This window comes from Streptomyces sp. NPDC024555 (assembly GCF_055559335.1).
On the sequence record NZ_JBVHKV010000015.1, the window covers coordinates 46,551 to 62,105 of the forward strand.

At 64.6% G+C, this 15,555-nt stretch carries 7 protein-coding genes and 2 pseudogenes; 4 read left to right on the top strand and 5 right to left on the bottom strand.

Features of this window, described 5'->3' with window-relative positions; genetic code table 11:
• Positions 1-165 precede the first annotated feature (165 nt).
• A complete protein-coding gene (locus ACZ4FH_RS25455; RefSeq protein WP_467307642.1) occupies positions 166-933 on the top strand; it encodes an IclR family transcriptional regulator in 768 nt (255 codons plus the stop codon).
• Between the two features lie 566 nt (positions 934-1,499).
• Positions 1,500-1,964, top strand: coding sequence for a contact-dependent growth inhibition system immunity protein (locus tag ACZ4FH_RS25460; protein ID WP_467307644.1), 465 nt, complete (start codon positions 1,500-1,502; stop codon positions 1,962-1,964).
• Between the two features lie 46 nt (positions 1,965-2,010).
• On the opposite strand, the gene ACZ4FH_RS25465 is transcribed toward ACZ4FH_RS25460, so the two are convergent.
• Both ACZ4FH_RS25465 and ACZ4FH_RS25470 read right to left on the bottom strand, forming a co-directional pair.
• Positions 2,011-2,865: an IS5 family transposase gene (locus ACZ4FH_RS25465; RefSeq protein WP_467307645.1), complete on the bottom strand. Its 855-nt coding sequence runs from the start codon at positions 2,863-2,865 to the stop codon at positions 2,011-2,013.
• An 842-nt stretch (positions 2,866-3,707) separates the two neighbouring features.
• A complete protein-coding gene (locus tag ACZ4FH_RS25470; RefSeq protein ID WP_467307647.1) occupies positions 3,708-7,406 on the bottom strand; it encodes an AAA family ATPase in 3,699 nt (1,232 codons plus the stop codon).
• A gap of 665 nt (positions 7,407-8,071) precedes the next feature.
• Between ACZ4FH_RS25470 and ACZ4FH_RS25475 the strand changes: the two genes are divergently transcribed.
• The gene (locus ACZ4FH_RS25475; RefSeq protein ID WP_467307649.1) at positions 8,072-8,614 is read left to right on the top strand and encodes a hypothetical protein; all 543 of its coding nucleotides are present in this window, start codon (positions 8,072-8,074) and stop codon (positions 8,612-8,614) included.
• Between the two features lie 40 nt (positions 8,615-8,654).
• Here the strand turns inward: ACZ4FH_RS25475 and ACZ4FH_RS25480 are convergent.
• Positions 8,655-9,949 (bottom strand): annotated as a pseudogene (locus tag ACZ4FH_RS25480) (PIN domain-containing protein).
• Between the two features lie 109 nt (positions 9,950-10,058).
• On the opposite strand from ACZ4FH_RS25480, the pseudogene ACZ4FH_RS25485 reads away from it, so the two are divergent.
• Positions 10,059-10,202: pseudogene (locus ACZ4FH_RS25485) on the top strand (DUF397 domain-containing protein); the annotation flags it as partial.
• Between the two features lie 256 nt (positions 10,203-10,458).
• Here the strand turns inward: ACZ4FH_RS25485 and ACZ4FH_RS25490 are convergent.
• Both ACZ4FH_RS25490 and ACZ4FH_RS25495 read right to left on the bottom strand, forming a co-directional pair.
• Positions 10,459-13,557 carry a restriction endonuclease gene (locus ACZ4FH_RS25490; protein WP_467307651.1) on the bottom strand — a complete coding sequence of 1,033 codons (3,099 nt, stop codon included), beginning with the start codon at positions 13,555-13,557 and terminating at the stop codon, positions 10,459-10,461.
• A complete protein-coding gene (locus ACZ4FH_RS25495; protein ID WP_467307652.1) occupies positions 13,558-15,552 on the bottom strand; it encodes a site-specific DNA-methyltransferase in 1,995 nt (664 codons plus the stop codon).
• Positions 15,553-15,555: the final 3 nt, after the last annotated feature.

Below are 15,555 nucleotides of genomic sequence, written 5' to 3' on the forward strand. Positions count from 1 at the left end.
CGGTCGGGGTTATCGCAGGACTCGACCTATCTTGGTGCAGAGTTGGCTCGCCGGGTTCGTGCGATGCCGCTTCGGAGCTGTGAGACGTGCCACCACAGAATTCTGACGTGTGGATTCTGTCGAAGCTCCCGGTCTCCGGGAACGTTTGAGCGTTACGGTTCCTTCATGGTGGATGGCAAGCATCTGTCGGCGACAGAGGCCTTGGCGTCGGTGACGAAGGCCCTGGATGTTCTCGTCCTGGCGTATGACCGGGGGGAAATCGGTGTTACGGAAACCGCCCGGGAGCTCGGTATCTCGCGTTCCACTGCACACCGCATCCTGGTCACCCTGCAGCGCACGGGTTTCCTGCGTCACGATCCTGGCCAGCACGGATACTCAGCGGGGCCGCAGCTCGTACGCATGGGCCTGGCCGCGATCGCCCAGCTGGACGTCCGACGACAGGCGCGCAGACCCCTGGAGGAGCTCTCCGAGAAGCTGCAGGAGACGGTGTGCCTGTACTCCCTGGATGCGGCCGTCGTTCGACTACTCGACGGAGTCGAGTGCCGGCATGTCCTGCGCGTCAGCGTTCCGCTCGGACAGGAGCTCCCCGCCCACGTCACAGCGGCGGGCAAGGCTTTGCTCGCACTGCGCGACCCGGCAGATGTACGCGCGGCACTCCCGGCCGTGCTTCCTGCTACGGCGGCAGGAAGCATCACTGAGTGGCCGCTGCTTGAGGTGGAGTTGGAGGAAGTCAGAGTCCGGGGATGGGCAGCAGACCTCGAGGAAAGTGCCCACGACCTGCACGGCGTAGGCGTGGCCATCCGTAACCGCATCGGGGAACCGCTCGCCGCGATCTCCGTGTACACACCCGCCGTACGTCTGCGCGAACAGGACATGCCAGCGATTGCCACGGCCCTGCAGGAGACCGCCACCGCAATCGCCAGGGCAGAGTGACAGCGGGTGCCGAGGTGCCGAGCCTCAAGGCCCCAATGTGATCCGCCCGTCCGGGAGCCACCCCTCCAGGTATCCCGTCAACAGCACATCCACATCTGGCAGATCGCACCGTGTGCACAACTCCTGCCACTGCTCAGGCCCCGCCCAGCGTGTCGCTCCCCAGGGCAGATGCCCCGGCGGAGCGCCAGCCCCAGCGAGACGAAAGATGAACACGTGCGCCTCTCGACGGCTCCGGCCTATGGGCACAGGCACCTGAGCCCATAGGCATCCTTCAACAGTGCCCCCGCGCACCGGCATCGTGCCGACCGCATCGAGGAGTACGCGCACTGCCGCCTCACGGTAGGTTTCTGTGGCTCGGACGGATCCTGAAGGGAGTACCCATCGGGGAAGAACTCCAGACAGGTCGTCTGCCACCAGCGCAAGCCGCCCGTCCGAGCTCAGCACCGCGACGAACACCACCCGCCGCATCCTGGGAAGCGGCACGGCAGGGAGCCCCGACCTCTCGGCAGCGTCCAGGAAAACAGGCACAGTCTGATCCTGACATGCAGCCGCTTAACCGGCCACTCGTGTCCCGGATCGACGCGAGTTTCAGCTCTGAGACCGCGTTTGAGATCTGGTCGTGGGACGATCGATCGGTGACGCACCACTTGGATCGCGCCCGGTCCCTTGAAGAGCTTGAACGCGCCTGCTGGCCGGATCCGTCAGCCGACGACACTCGTCTTGTCACTACTGCTCACGCCTTGCGGCGTCGGCCGATCGGCGAGCTGACCGTCGAGGACATGCGCTTGTTGATCGGACAGCACATAGGCCTGCGCTACCTCCTGCCACTGGCGCTAGAGGTACTGCAGGAGAACCCGATGGCAGAGGGGCACATGTACGAAGGTGATCTGCTGTCCGCGGTCCTCACCAGGAACCCATCGGTCTGGGCCGAGTTCCCCGAACTCAGCCGAGAACTGAGCGAGATCGTCTCGAAGCTGGCTGACCTACCCCCTGACCTGCAACAGAAGGTTGAGCACTTCCTGGCTCCATAGAACACCGCCGCAGGACGTTCCCGATGGAAGGAACTTGCCGGCGTATCTATGGAACGTCTCGCAGGAGCAAGCGCGGGCCGGGCCGCGTCGCTGGTCGGCCACGGGTGAGTCGGCGGACCATGATGCCGATCATTGCCCAGCGGATCATGGTCTCTGAGTGAGCCGTGCTGGTCTCGTAGTCACGCGCAAGGCGGCGGTGGGAGGTGAGCCACGAGAAGGTGCGCTCGACGGCCCATCTCTTGGGCTGGACCTGGAATCCACGCTGGTCCGGGGCCTTGCGCACGATCTCCAGCTCGCGGCCGAGGATCGTTCGTGACCACTCCACGAGGCGGCCGGCGAAGCCCTGGTCCGCCCAGATCTTCTGCACGCCCGGATGGTCCAGGCGGGTCCACAGCAACGAACGCTTCGCGCCGTCGCGGTCCTGGATGTTCGCCGCGACCACGTGAACCGCCAACAGCAGGCCCAGGGTGTCCGTGACGATGAACCGCTTGCGTCCCTTCACCTTCTTGCCCGCGTCGAAGCCGCGGGTGTTGGCGGGGACGGTGTCGGCCGTGCGCACGGACTGCGAGTCGATCAGCCCGGCGCTCGGCTCCGCGCTACGGCCGTCAGCCTCACGAACCCGACCGCGCAACGTGTCGTGGACCCGCTCAATAGTTCCGTCGTCGTGCCACCAGGTGAAGTACCAGTACACCGTGGGCCAGGGCGGAAAGTCCTTCGGCAGCTGACGCCAGGCACACCCGGTCCGCACCACATAAAAGATTGCATCCACGATCCGCCGACGTGGGTGCTTCTCTCGCCGCCCGCCCTTCGGCCCGACCCTCGCCGCCGGCAATAGCGGCTCGACCAGAGCCCACTGCTCATCCGCCAGATCCGACGGATACCCGCCCCCAGAGCCACTCACGTACGGCTCAACGACCCTTTCCGCCCCGGGACACGGCAGATCTCAAACGCCGTCTGAGCTCAATGCGGTGAGTGTGATCCGCGCCTGGGCAGCCCACAAGCCGTACGGATACTGCAATGACCGCTGCCTGAGAATTGGGCAGCCGGCGTTCTTCTCCAGACGCTGGGCGCCCTGTCCCGCCGCACAGACGATTCCGATACGGTGACTCTCGTACAGAGACGAACGAAGCCGCACTATCCGGGAAAGGTCTGCGCGGGCGAGCAACGCCGACTCGGATCGGTCTTGTGTCCCGAAATGCCGTTGAGGTGGGCAGGGGCGGCGAAGGTCGGATGGGGAAGAAATTACGAGCCGACGTGATCACGAGCAGGGGCCTATTCGCCTGCCGGGTGCCGCGCGGCACCCGGCAGGGCGCGGCGGCTACGGCATGCGTGCGGTCCACTCCTCGGTGGCGAACTTCGTTAGCACCAGTTCCTCCGCGCGGGCCATCTCTTCTGCCGTGACTTCGCCGGCCAGTGGCGGGGCGGAAGCCCATGAGCACCCTCACCGAGGCAAGCCTCAGAGCGCTGACCTTCACTCGGTCCTTCGAGCTTGAAATCCTCGTCTCCGTCATCCGACCAGCTATGGCCGCAGCCGTCGGCATGTTGACGAGAGGGATTATTTCTGACTGAAGCGTGGAATTGTTTCCAGAGGAGCTCTTGTGGGCCATTGAGACGATGGAAATGCGTCGCGCGGGATCTCATGATCAGAACAGAAGTCTGTGACAACGACCCCACCCACCAGATGCCCCGATGCGAACTGCCCGGGTTCCGTGGAACCTGGACAGTTCATGATGGGCCGGCAAGTCAAGGACGCTCGGGATTGCGGGGACGCGCGGCCGTCTTCTTCGAGGGAGCAGGCCGGGCTCGACGGATAGCTGCGGCACCGATGACACGTTGGGCGAGTGCCCGCCACTCCGGTTCGTCCACGCCGTGCTCGTCGCTCGTCCAGACCAGGATGCCGTTGGGGCCACCACCGTCTTCTTCGGGGAGCACGCCCTGCTGCGCGTACCACTTCAGGCGCCGCTGCCACCTGGCAGCGTACTCGGGGTTGTCGAGCATGCCGAGGTGTTCCCAGTAGATGGGAGGCCCGGACAGCGGCGTGATGGTGAAGTCCGGTAGCACTGTGCGGCCGTCGTTTCCCTTGAAGGGTTGCTCGTACGCCCAGGCTCCAGGGGCGAGTTGTTCGAGGATGCCGGCGACGATGACTTCGTTTTTGCTTCGGACCATGACGCCGTTGACTGCTACGTGGACAAGTCGCGCATCGACCCGCCTGCAGTCAGTACCGCTCGGTGTCATCACTGCGCGTGGGTCCGGTGTATCGATGAGGTCGGTGAACCGGCGGGCGGTGTCGGATCCGGTGGCCCGCGTCAGTTCGATGAGGTCGTCGAGCGGCCCTTCATGGCAGAGGACCACTCTCTTGGTCTGGCGGGTGAGGGCGGTGTACAGCAGTTCCCGCGAGATGCTGCGGGCCGTGGCGGGCAGAACAACGATGACGGTGCCGAACTCGCTGCCCTGACTTTTGTGCACGGTAAGGGCCCACGCCAGCTCCAGGGGCGCGTCGTCTTCGCCGCCGATGCGCCCGTACTTGTAACGCAGTCCGAGCTGGGACGAGAATTCGACCTCTGTAATCCAAGGCGGCCTCTTCATGCGCGGGGTCTTCACCTGACCGGTGACCACACCGAGTTCGCCGTTGGCGACATAGCCCTTCGCTGCCCGGCTGTCGGTCTGCGACCAGGCGGAGAGCGTGCCGTTGCGGGTATGAACGACCTTGTCGCCGAGCACGATCTGCTCCGCCCCCAGCGGCTTGGGCACCTTGCGATCCCAGCCCTTCTTCAGGGCATTCTCGAGGGAGGCTCCGCGGTAGCGCCGCTTGAGGTGGCGATTGAGTTCCACGGTTCCGTGAGCAGTCCCGCGGACAGGGCTGAGGATCTGCCAAGTGCCGCACTGAGCGGCGGCCTTGGAGAATTCAGGGTACGTTCTGGCTCCGCGCTGCGTGCTCCCCGCGCCGTAGGAGATCGCGAAGCTCAGGCCGTAGGCGTCGTCCACCACGCCGAAGTCTTCTCGCAGCACGTCATCGACCACTTGCGCGGCCGTCCGGCCGTTCCAAGGAACTGCTCGGAGCGTCGGCATATTCTCGCCTTGGCGGAGACGTTGCCAGATTTCGTCGCTGCCCGGCCCGCGCTCGTCACCGCTGTACCAGCGCGCCAGCATCAGGTCATGGCGGACATCGCCCAGCTCGCGCTGTCGGCGCAGCACCGTGAGTTCGGCCCATCCCGGAGCGACGCGCGGCCATGAACCGCTATGGCCCTGCCGTGCTGAGCGTTCGAGGTCAACAAAAGGACGGCCCGCGCCGATGGGCGGGAGCTGGCGCGGATCACCGACCAAGATCAGGCGCTGCCAAGGCTCCAAGGCGTCGAGCAATGCGGCGAGCATGTTCTCCGTGAGCATCGAGGCCTCGTCGACGACCACTGTACCGTACTGCCGCTCGCGGGGCAGTTGGCCGGTGATCAGATACCGGGCGGTGTCGCCCTCGTAGCGGCCCGACTTGCTCAGGAACTGCGCCAGTGTCTGGGCCTGATGGCCGACCTTGTTCTGCAACTGGACCCGTGCCTTGCCCGTCGGAGCGAGCAGCAGCACTCCCTCCGACATCACCTCCGGCCGTCGTACCAGTGCCTTGACCAGCATGGTCTTGCCTGTGCCCGCCGGACCGTTGAGCACGGTGAACCGGCTCTCGTACATCTCACGCAAGGCCGCGGCCTTCTCCTGTCGCGCCCGGGCCTCATCGAAACGGTCGGCCTCGGCGATCTTGCCCTGCTCGTCGAGCACGGAATCCAGGGTGACCGCGAGATCCTTCGGTGCCGTGTGCCGGGCCGCGGAGCGGAGCTGGTCGATGACCTCTCGAATTGCGTGCTTGCGCCATAGCGCGGAACGCAGCTTGTAGGCGGCCGTTCCATCGGCGACGTGCGTCCGGCACAACTGCGGCCAGTTGAAGTCCAAGTCGTCGTCCAGGTCCTCGGCGCGCAACTCGTGAGCTGACAAAACCGCTTGGCTGGGGCGCAATGGCCTGACGGAGCTCAGCCTCTCCAGACCCTCCAGCATCTCTTCGAGCGGCAGCAGAGTGTGTCCCTCTGCCTGGGCGCGCAGCAGCACGGTCGCCATTGCGGCTTCGAGGCGCCGCTTGTCGTCGGGATCCGTGAGTGGCTCCGAGATCGGCAGCGGGTGCCGGTCCGTCAGCTGCAGGTCGGGGAAACAGCCCCGGTCCACGGCTTCGAAGCGGATCGGATCCGCGTCGTCCATGGTGCAGGTCACCAAGGTGTACGGGTCCGCGAGTAGCTCCTCCACGGACAATGGCATGGCGCTCTTCTGCTCACATACCAGGCGCACTTGGTCCGCAGTCAGGTCGAAGCGGGCCAGCAGTCGCAGAGCCTGGCGTTGATCGTGCCCAAGTGCCGCCCATACCTTCTGGCGGGTGGGCGTGGCCAGTGCGGTGACCGAGGCTGGACCGCCGCGTCCTTGCATGGCCCGTTCCAATACGGGCCAGGGGTCCTCCCTGTCGCTGACGGCAGATGTCACCTCCCGGGCCGCGAACGTGGGGTGAGACACGCCGAGGAGGCTCAGCACCGCGGGCAGACCAGGGGCGGTACCGCGGCGGCGCCAGGCATGGTGCAGCTGCTCGTCGAGCCAGTCGAAGGACCGCTGCGGCAGCTCGCATCCCAGGGCGATGGCAGCTTCAGCGGCACGCTTGAGCTCCATCAGCGAGGCGACGGCTGTGTCTGACGGCACGTGCTCTGTTCCGTACGAGAACTCCCAGCCCGTCTCCGGGGCTTGCGCCAGGGCGCGCGAGACATCAGTACCGTCGGCGGCGAATCGCGCCAGGGCCTGCATCGGCAGCAGGATGCCTCCATTGCCGTCCGGCCGCAGCGTGTGCCGTACCACCGTCTCCCACATGTGATTGGGGAACGGGGTGGGACCCTCAGCCGGCCACCGGCCGGGTGGCGTGACCGAGGCGATCAACGCGGCACCGACGAGGATTCGACGGGGATGGTCCTCGAACGGAGCGTGCTTGAGATAGAAGAAGACCAGCGACTGCCCCTCGACGACGTCCTGGAAGAACGTGTCGATGACAGCCTTCTGGTTGTCCCCGTGAAGGACCCACGGAGGTTCGAAGCCCAGCGCGGAAATCGCATGCTCCTCCGCCTCCGAGCTGTAGCCGTCCACCGGCTGCTGCTCCATGACACCGTCCAGAAGCATCGCCCGATTGAGCCAGCGAAACGGGATGCCGTGGACAGACCACGCGGGCAACGGAACGGACGCGCCCTTGAGCGTCTTGAGGGCATGGTTGTAGGGGTGGGACGTCCGCAGCACATGATCCCTGCTGCTCAGAAACCCGCCCCGCTCACCGGCACACGCGGGCAAGCTGTCCGGCAACGCGCTGAAGGCCTGGCCCGCATACTCGACCTCCAGCTCGTCCTTTCGCCGCCGCCCGATGTTCTCCAGTAGCACGCACGACGCATTGCCTAGTGGATCGGCGCAGATTCGGCCCTCCCAGCCCGTGTCGTGCCAAGGCACCCGGACCGAAAGATGCTGCACGTATACCACTGGGATCCCCTCCACCACTTCCAGTACTCACTCGTCACCTTACGGTGAAGCACTGACACCCCACCGAGGCAAGCAACGATTCCCGATGTGCCACGTGACCGTGCCGGCGCACATCTGCCCAAGAGACGTGGGCGAGGGTCGTGGCAGGAGAGCTGAGTCCAGGACGGTCATTCGGCTTCAGGCGTTGCGTGAACTGCTCGAAATTGGTCTAAGCCCGGTGCCCGGTTCCGCCCAAAGGGTGTACTGGGGGTGGTTCAGCCGGGTCGCTGGCCATGTACGTCCAGGCCCTGCGCACCGCCCCCAGAGGGAGTTGTTTACGTGGCGGGGCGACGTCGAGCGGGCGATCGGGGCCTTGCGCTCCGGACGCGGTGACGAGCTGCCGCCCCACTCGGCTGCCGTGTGGGGCGGAGCGGCAGTCAATGGTCGGCAGGTGCCGCACGTACTGGGGCGCCGTCGACGTGGTCACCCTTCGTGCCACCGGAAGCGGGCGCTCGCGACAGCCTGGGCGCCGAGTCCGTATGCGCCACGACCAAGGAGACCGTAAGTCCTCCGAAAGGTGTAGAAGTGGAGTGACCGGTGCGCCGGGCTGCCGTCTGGGTATCGTGATCGGCATGCCGTCGACACACCTGCTGATCATCAGTGACCGTGCCGCACTGAGCTGGGTGGTGACCGCCCAGCGGATGGCCTTCCCCGCGGGGCGTTCCAAGGCGGCTCAGGTCTTGGAGGAGGGCGACGAGGTCTTCCTTTACACCACGCGGGGCTGCTTCAGGAACCCGACACGCGATATCGGGCGCGTCATCGGCTGGGCCCGGGTCGTTGGCCCCGTGGGAGTTCTGCAGGATCCGGTCGTCTTCGGGGAGCGCATCTTCACCGAAGGTTGCTGCTTGGAGGTGTCCGGCCTGGCTCGGTTCCGCGAGGGGCTGGTTCTACGTGATCTTGTGCCACGGCTTTCCGTGTTCCCTGATCCGGCCACCTGGAGCGTCCGCATGCGCAGGGCGTCGCTGACTCTGCCGCCGGGGGACGCCGACTTGCTGCGTACAGAGTTGGAACCGCTGTTGTTGCCCTACGGCGAGACAGTTGAGGGCTACCGTTGGGAGCCAGCGTCGGCCTGACCCGGCGGCCGGAGCACCGTGATCCTCTACAGGGTCGAGCCTAATGCTCGTCGTTGTCCACCAAGTCGTTGATCAACGAGACGAGGAGAGGTGGAACCCTGAAGCCGGAAGCACGGCCGGGGCCGTTCTCATACTCGGCGGTGAGAACCGGCGCTGCCGAGTCCGGGATGGCCCCCTGCTCCATCAGATTTCCGCTGATTCGCTTGATGGGTCTGGTGAAGCCCCTCAGACTACGCTCGTCGTCGTAATCACAGATGTCGTACACGGACGACGCCTCGATGCGGCCGTCCATCTCGGCCGCATAGCGGATGACGTCCACGCGATTGCCGTAACCCTCGTATGAGAGGCCGTTGAAGAGCGCCTCGATCGCAGCGGTGGTCCAACCGCCGTGGGCGGGCTCGGCCTCTATGCGTTCCACCCGCTCGATGTCCTCGACGGAGCCGGCTTGGAGACTGAGTTGCAGAATGGGGGCGGCTACCTCCAGGAACTGTCTCGGCGACAGCAGGAACAGCCGGCCTCCGCCCCGCCTCCGGAGTTCCGCGGTCAGCTCCGGGCGAGGACCCCGGTTGTAACCGTGCTCCTTCCGCCACCAGTCTTCCTTGGCATCCGCCGTCACGAAAAGGACGTCGCTCCGGCGCTCGGACGCCGCACGAAGAAGCTCTTCCCACACGAAGAAGTCGCCGACCGCTCCATCGCCGTCCTTCTTGGCATCCATGTAACCGGGCGGAACGCGCTTCTTGACGCGCTCCTTGCCCTCTTCGGTGAGTTCGGCACGTTCCTCGGGGCTGAAGGGCGTGCCGACACGGCCGGCCAGTGCACGCTCCAGCCCGGCGATCACCGGATCGACGCTGGTGTCATGAGTGATGTTCTGCCATTCACCTTCACCGACCTCGGTGATTTTCTTCTGCACCTCGCCGAAGACATCCGTCAGCCGGTCGCGGAGGTCTGCCAAGTCCTCGTCGCTCAGGGCCACTCGGTTGGCCCAGGTGCGTAGGGTCTGCACCGCCGTCCCGGCGTGGCCGCTCATCTCCTGGGAAGCGTTCTTGCTTGTCGATCGCGCTTCGCTGATGACACTTTCCCTGTTCCGCCAGAACTCGTCGACGACCTGGTGCGGAACCCACAGTCGGTCTCCGAGAGCGCCGAGTGCCCCGAGAAGTCGGTCCGTGCCTGCTCCGTGTACCGGTAGAGATTCAGCAGCACGTTCGCGTCGGGGGCGACCAATCCGTCCGTCAGCACGGCGGTGAAGTCCGCCGTCGTCGGAGTCCGATAGGCGCCGAAGTCCTCGAAGATTCCACGGCCGATCTCGCCGGTCGTCGTGTCACTCGCCACAGCCACCCCGCCTACATCGCGCGCCGGGTCCCCTACGCCAGCGCATCCGACGTGACCTTAGCGTTTTCAACGGCGCGGCGTCGCGAACAACTGAGATTCCCCGTCAACGCCCGTTGGCACCCAGGGCGACAGCTGCGTCGCGGTCGCCGTCACTGGACAGGCCGTCTACGTAGGGGATTCCAAGGACGTGACGCGCCCTCATTTCGCGGTGGGGCGCGAGGGGTGGTCGCGGTTCGTGGGGTTCGTGGGGGAGGTCTGAGCGGTGTAGGCGTCGACGGGTGACGACCGGTGTGGTGCGGGAGCGGTGCCATCCGCCCTCGCACCACACCGTCGGCATGGATACGTTTCGAACTCCGTATGCCCAGCTGCGCCAAGGCGTCATGGGCACCGTTCCTGGATCCGCTTCCCAGATCGGTAGACGGCAGCGCGGGGCTGGATCTCATGGCTGATGAAACGGCCAGTGGAGCCGTGAGTCCAGCTCATTTCGCTGACGGATCATCGCGCTGGTGGTGCGCCTACTGCGGATCGTCCCGTTCCATGATGGCGGTCGCCGCCTCAATGCCGTTGACTACCGCATACTCGAGGTCACTGATCCCGGCCCCACGGATCACGGCTTCGAAGTGCTTGCGGGCCGAAGCGATCTTGTTTTGCTCCATGGGGCGCAGCAGTTCGAGCTCGTTGACATCCTTGGTCTCAAAGACGATGTAGCGGCTGCCATCGGTTCGCTCAACGGCCAGCGCCCAGTCGGGGTTGTAACTTCCCAAAGGGGTTGGGATTTTGAAAGACGCCGGAAGTTTTACGAAGGTCTTGACCTCGGGGCGCTGCAGGAGCGCGAGCGCGAAGTCCTTCTCTGGAGTCGAGTCGATGACCAGGTACCGGTATACCGACTTCTCTTCGAACGAGACTGCGTTGCCGCCCGCGTCAGTGACGATGTTCCCTCCGGGGCCGGTGTAACCGGCGAGATCGGCTTTGTGGAAAAGGCTGAGCGCATACCTGCGGTCTGCTTCGGGCCGGGATGAGTCCACCAACTCGTAGCGGACTCCCTTGACCAGGAAATCGGCCTTCGTAATGTTAAGTTGGCGGCTCACCTGGTCGATGTATACCTGCGGATTGTTCTGGAACTGTCCGAGTGTGCCGGACTCGGTGAGCACGTGGGCGATTGTGGCACGGGTCAGTTGGGTGCGGTCTGCGAGCACGGAAAGAATGTCGGGCAGGTCCTCGCTGTCCGCGTAGGTGACGTCCGCGCGCCGCGCCGCTGCTGCCTCCGCGGTCAGACCGCTCTGGTCTATGCGCTGCACGCGGTGTGTGCGCCACTCGCCCCGACGCTTGGGCACGGGAAGCATGTCACGCAGCGCCTTGACCATCGCCATACGCAGCCTGTCTTCGTCGACCTCGACGCGGTACTCCGTTCGATGCCGGATGCGGTTCCACAATTCCTGGAACTCGGGGCTCTCCAAGCGTTCTTGGACGAGAGGCACCGCGACGCGTTCGCCGGCCTTCTTGACATCGATCGGCTTGGCCAGGCGCTTGATGAGTCCGAGCACCGCCTTGGCTGCGGCCTGGGACTCCAGGGAGTCGCTGACAATCTTGGTGAGGTTCTCGTCGCCGGTCCTTACGGCCTGGCGCAGGCTGTCCTGTACCTTTCCCTTGGCGTCGATGTACCCCTCGGTGAACAGAGCCTGGTACAGGGTCTGCGCGGCGGCCGAGCCGACCGGAACGACCTTTCCGTCCTCCGCCTTGAAGGGCAGGCGCGCGAAGCCGTCCACGGTGACGATGCCGAACTGGATGCCCAGGTCCTCTGCCAACTCGTGCTGAAGCCGATCGGCGAACTCCTCGTAGGACTCGTTCGCGATCACGGTGAGGCGGTTGGTGTCGAAGCCGTGCACACGGTTGCCGGACCCATCCACACATAGACGCAGGCCACGACCGATGGACTGTCGCCTCCACCGTTCGGTGCCCATGTTCCTCAGCACACAGATCTGGAACACGTTGGGGTTGTCCCAGCCCTCCTGCAAGGCGGAGTGGCTGAAGATGAACCGGATGGAGGTGCCCGGTGTGGTCAGACCGACCTTGTCCCGCATGATCTGCTCGTAGGCGAGACCTGCCTGTTGACGTCCCTTGTCGGTGGTCTCCTTAGTGTCCACCAGTACTTCGGCGCCACCCTTGCGGCGGTCCACGGAGAAGTACCCCTGGTGGGCCTCCCGCGCAACCTGGTCTGCGGCACTGCCGCCCAGCAGGGTGTTGAACTCCGGCTCGGAGGCGATGCGCGTGTACTCCTCCTCGAAGATCCGCTGGTACTCGCCGGGAAGAGCCTCTCCATCGGGGCCGTACTCGCGGTACTTGGCCACGGAGTCGACGAAGAAGAGGCTGAGCACCTTTATGTCGCGTCCGTGGATCGCGAACTCTTGCTCCTTGCGCAGGTGCTGCCGGATAGTCTGAGCGATCATCTGGCGGGCTCGCTCGTCGATGCTGACCTCGGCGCCGATGCTGTCGCCCGCTCGCAACGGCTGCGCGACAGTGTCGAAGGAGATGCTCTGCTGCCCCTGAGCCGCGTTGATGGCGACCACGGTGAGGTCCTTGTACAGATCGCGACCCGTGACGTCCGCGAGGTTGCTGCGGGACGTGGTGTCCACGGTGACAGCCTTGCGCTTGATCTCGTTGCCCTGTTCGATGTCTGCCTCGACGCGTGCCGTGATCGCTCCGTTGCCGCGCTTCACGTCGAGCAGTCTGACGTACGGCGTTGTCCCGCTGGCGGAGGTGACCAGGGAGTCGACCTCGATCTGCTTGACCAGCTGATTCTCGTAGGCGGCGATGGCGTCCAGGCGATAAACGAGGTTGGCCTTGTCGCCCTTCGGGTGGGTGGCCGAGTAGCGCAGGGTGGCCAGGGCGTTGAAGTCCTCAAGCGCGCTGCGACCCGCGCCCTTCTTCTTGCCGGTACCGGTGTCGCCGTACACGCTCTGCGGCTCGTCGACGATGATGATCGGGTTGGTGGCCCGGATCAGGTCGGCGGGTACCTCGAAGTCGAGTTCCTCGGCTGGCTGGTAGACCTTGTTGGTCTTCTTGTTGATCGCCCCGACGGTGACGATCATGATCTCAATGCTCGGCGAGGTGGCGAACGAACGCACGCGAGAGGGGTTGTTGCCGTCGAACTGGAAGAAGTTCATCGGCGGGTTGCCGTACAGGGCTCCGAAGTGCTCGCGCAGCATCCGGATGGACGTCTCGACGCCCTCCTTGATAGCCACCGACGGCACCACCACCATGAACTTGGTGAACCCGTAGAACTGATTGAGCTCGTAGATGGTGCGCAGGTAGACGTATGTCTTGCCGGTACCGGTCTCCATCTCGATGGTGAAGTTCATCGAGTCCAACGAGGGCTCGGGAGTAAGACCGGTGTGGTTCTGCACTTCATGCAGATTGTCCAGGATCGTCTCCCGGTCCAGGTGCAGCATGTTCCCGTAGCCCAGGTCAGTCAGCCCGTCGAGCCCGGCGCGCGCTGACGGGTGCGCGAGCACGGTGAACTGGGATTCCATCCTTTCCTGGCCCTTGAACAGCCCGGTGACCGCGTCGATGGCCCGACGCTGGTAGTCGAGGTCCGCGTCGAAGGAAAACTTCATTCAGATGCTCCGCAGCGTGGTGAAGCCGGCCTGCTCGACAGCGGCGGCGAAGTTGAGCTTGGCGGAAGAGTCGACGAAGCCTGTGTCACGGACGACGACCGTGGTGTCGGCGTCGCCTGGGTCTTCATCGCGCCAGGCCACCAGAGCCTTCGCAACCTCACTCGCACGCTCCACCGTGATGTCCGTACCGAAGTATGCGAATAGTGTTCCGGCCAGGTTGTACAGGGTGCTGCCGGCGACATCACGTGTCTCCAGCGGCGTGGTCAGGTCCACGCCCAGGCGCAACATCATCTCGACCAGCAGATCGTCCGTGGTGCGCCCTGCGACGAGGTTGTCCACAGATTCGAGAAGGTTGAGCTGGTCGGGGGTTCCATTCCAGGGCTTTACGTTGCTGGAGGCAAGTCGGTATGACCGGAAACCGGTGTCGATGTGCGTGGCGTCGGGGCTCTGACTGGAGACGATCCGCTTGCCTGCGCGACGCAGCCGCTCGCGGGCGATGTCCGCGATTGTGTCGTAGCCGTCCTTTTTGACGGGTTCGTCAAGCTGAACCAGGATGTAGCGGCGATTGCCGCCGTCAGCTGCGTTGAGGTCCATGACCGCGTGGCCTGTGGAACCCGATCCGGCAAAAAAGTCGACAACGACAGCGTCAGAATTTGATTCTGTCACTGCATTGATCCATTTAGCGAGTACTGTGTGATCTTTCGGATACTCGAATGCATCGCTGCCGAGAAGGCGGCGAAGGGACAACCCCGCAGCCGCGCGATCTCGCTCAAAAACAGGGCGGATTGGCTGGTCCTCAAGCTCGTCCAGAAAACGCTTGTATCGGGGGCTTACTGTTTCGTCCTCACCGAAAAGAATCCGTCCTTCGGCGATCTTTTGCGTCATGGTCTCTCGCGAGTAACGCCAGCCGCTTGAGTGTCTGCGGACAGGGAGTCCGCTGACTGGGTGAGGGAGATCGTACATGAGGTTCTCCCGAGGATTCGGGGAGCTCAAGTCGCCGCGAGCGAAAACACGTCCGTTCTCATCGATCTCCTTGTATCCGCGAGAACCCCCAAGACCCTTGGCGATATCCTGTGGGGCGGTCTTCCACCACTTCTGCAAAGCCTCAGTTGCTGCTGCCGGGTCACGGTCACTCTCGTCCCAGAACTTGCGGGCCGCCGCCGCAACTTCGGCACCACCAACCTTCTCCTCAGTCCAGCGCGCATCGTTTTGAATCAAAGCCGTCTTCGACTTTGCGTAAATGAGCATGTAGTCGATTCCTGCTGAGGTGAACCGGGCGTCATTCCGGCCAGACCCCTGCCATACGACGTTCGCTGCGAAGTTCTCCGCGCCAAAGACTCTGTCCATCAGCAACTTCAGGCGTGCGTGCTCCGTGTCATCAATAGCGGCAATGATGACGCCCGTTTCCTTGAGGAGATGGTGAGCGACAAGCAAGCGGGGATACATCATCGACAACCAGGCGGAATGCCTGGACGCACCAACCCTGCGGTCCTGGGCCCGGTCGGATCCCTTGCCGGTTTGGAGTACTCCCTCTTCGTCACGCTGCCCGGCCGCCACCTCGTGCTCGGCTTGGGATGTAGTGCGCTTATCGTCGTAGACGAAGTCGTTGCCCGTGTTGTAAGGCGGATCGATGTAGATCACGTCGACCTTGTTGGTGTATCCGCGCCGTAGCAGGCGCAGGGCCTCAAGGTTGTCGCCCTCGATCACGATATTGCGGGTGTTGTCCCAGTCCACGGATTCTTCGGGCTTGGGCAGAAGCGTGCCCGTCGCCGGGAGGGTGGACAGGCGGCGGGCCTCCGCCATGCCGGGCCAGCGAAGGCCGAATGCCTCGGCGGTAGTCGCGGAGGCATTGTCACCCAGCAGGTCCCGGAGGGCCTCGATATCGACGGTGCCGTCGACGACGGCGTCGGGGAAGAGGCGGGCCAGAAGGTCGAGGTTCGACTTGGCCTCGCCGGGGCCGGTCAGGTCGTCGACTGGTTCGAAGTCCAGGGTCACGGG

What these genes read in the sequence shown, in the direction of transcription:
- ACZ4FH_RS25490 (WP_467307651.1), bottom strand. Translation starts at nt 13,557, where the DNA reads ATGAAGTTTTCCTTCGACGCGGACCTCGACTACCAGCGTCGGGCCATC.
- ACZ4FH_RS25455 (WP_467307642.1), top strand. Translation starts at nt 166, where the DNA reads ATGGTGGATGGCAAGCATCTGTCGGCGACAGAGGCCTTGGCGTCGGTG.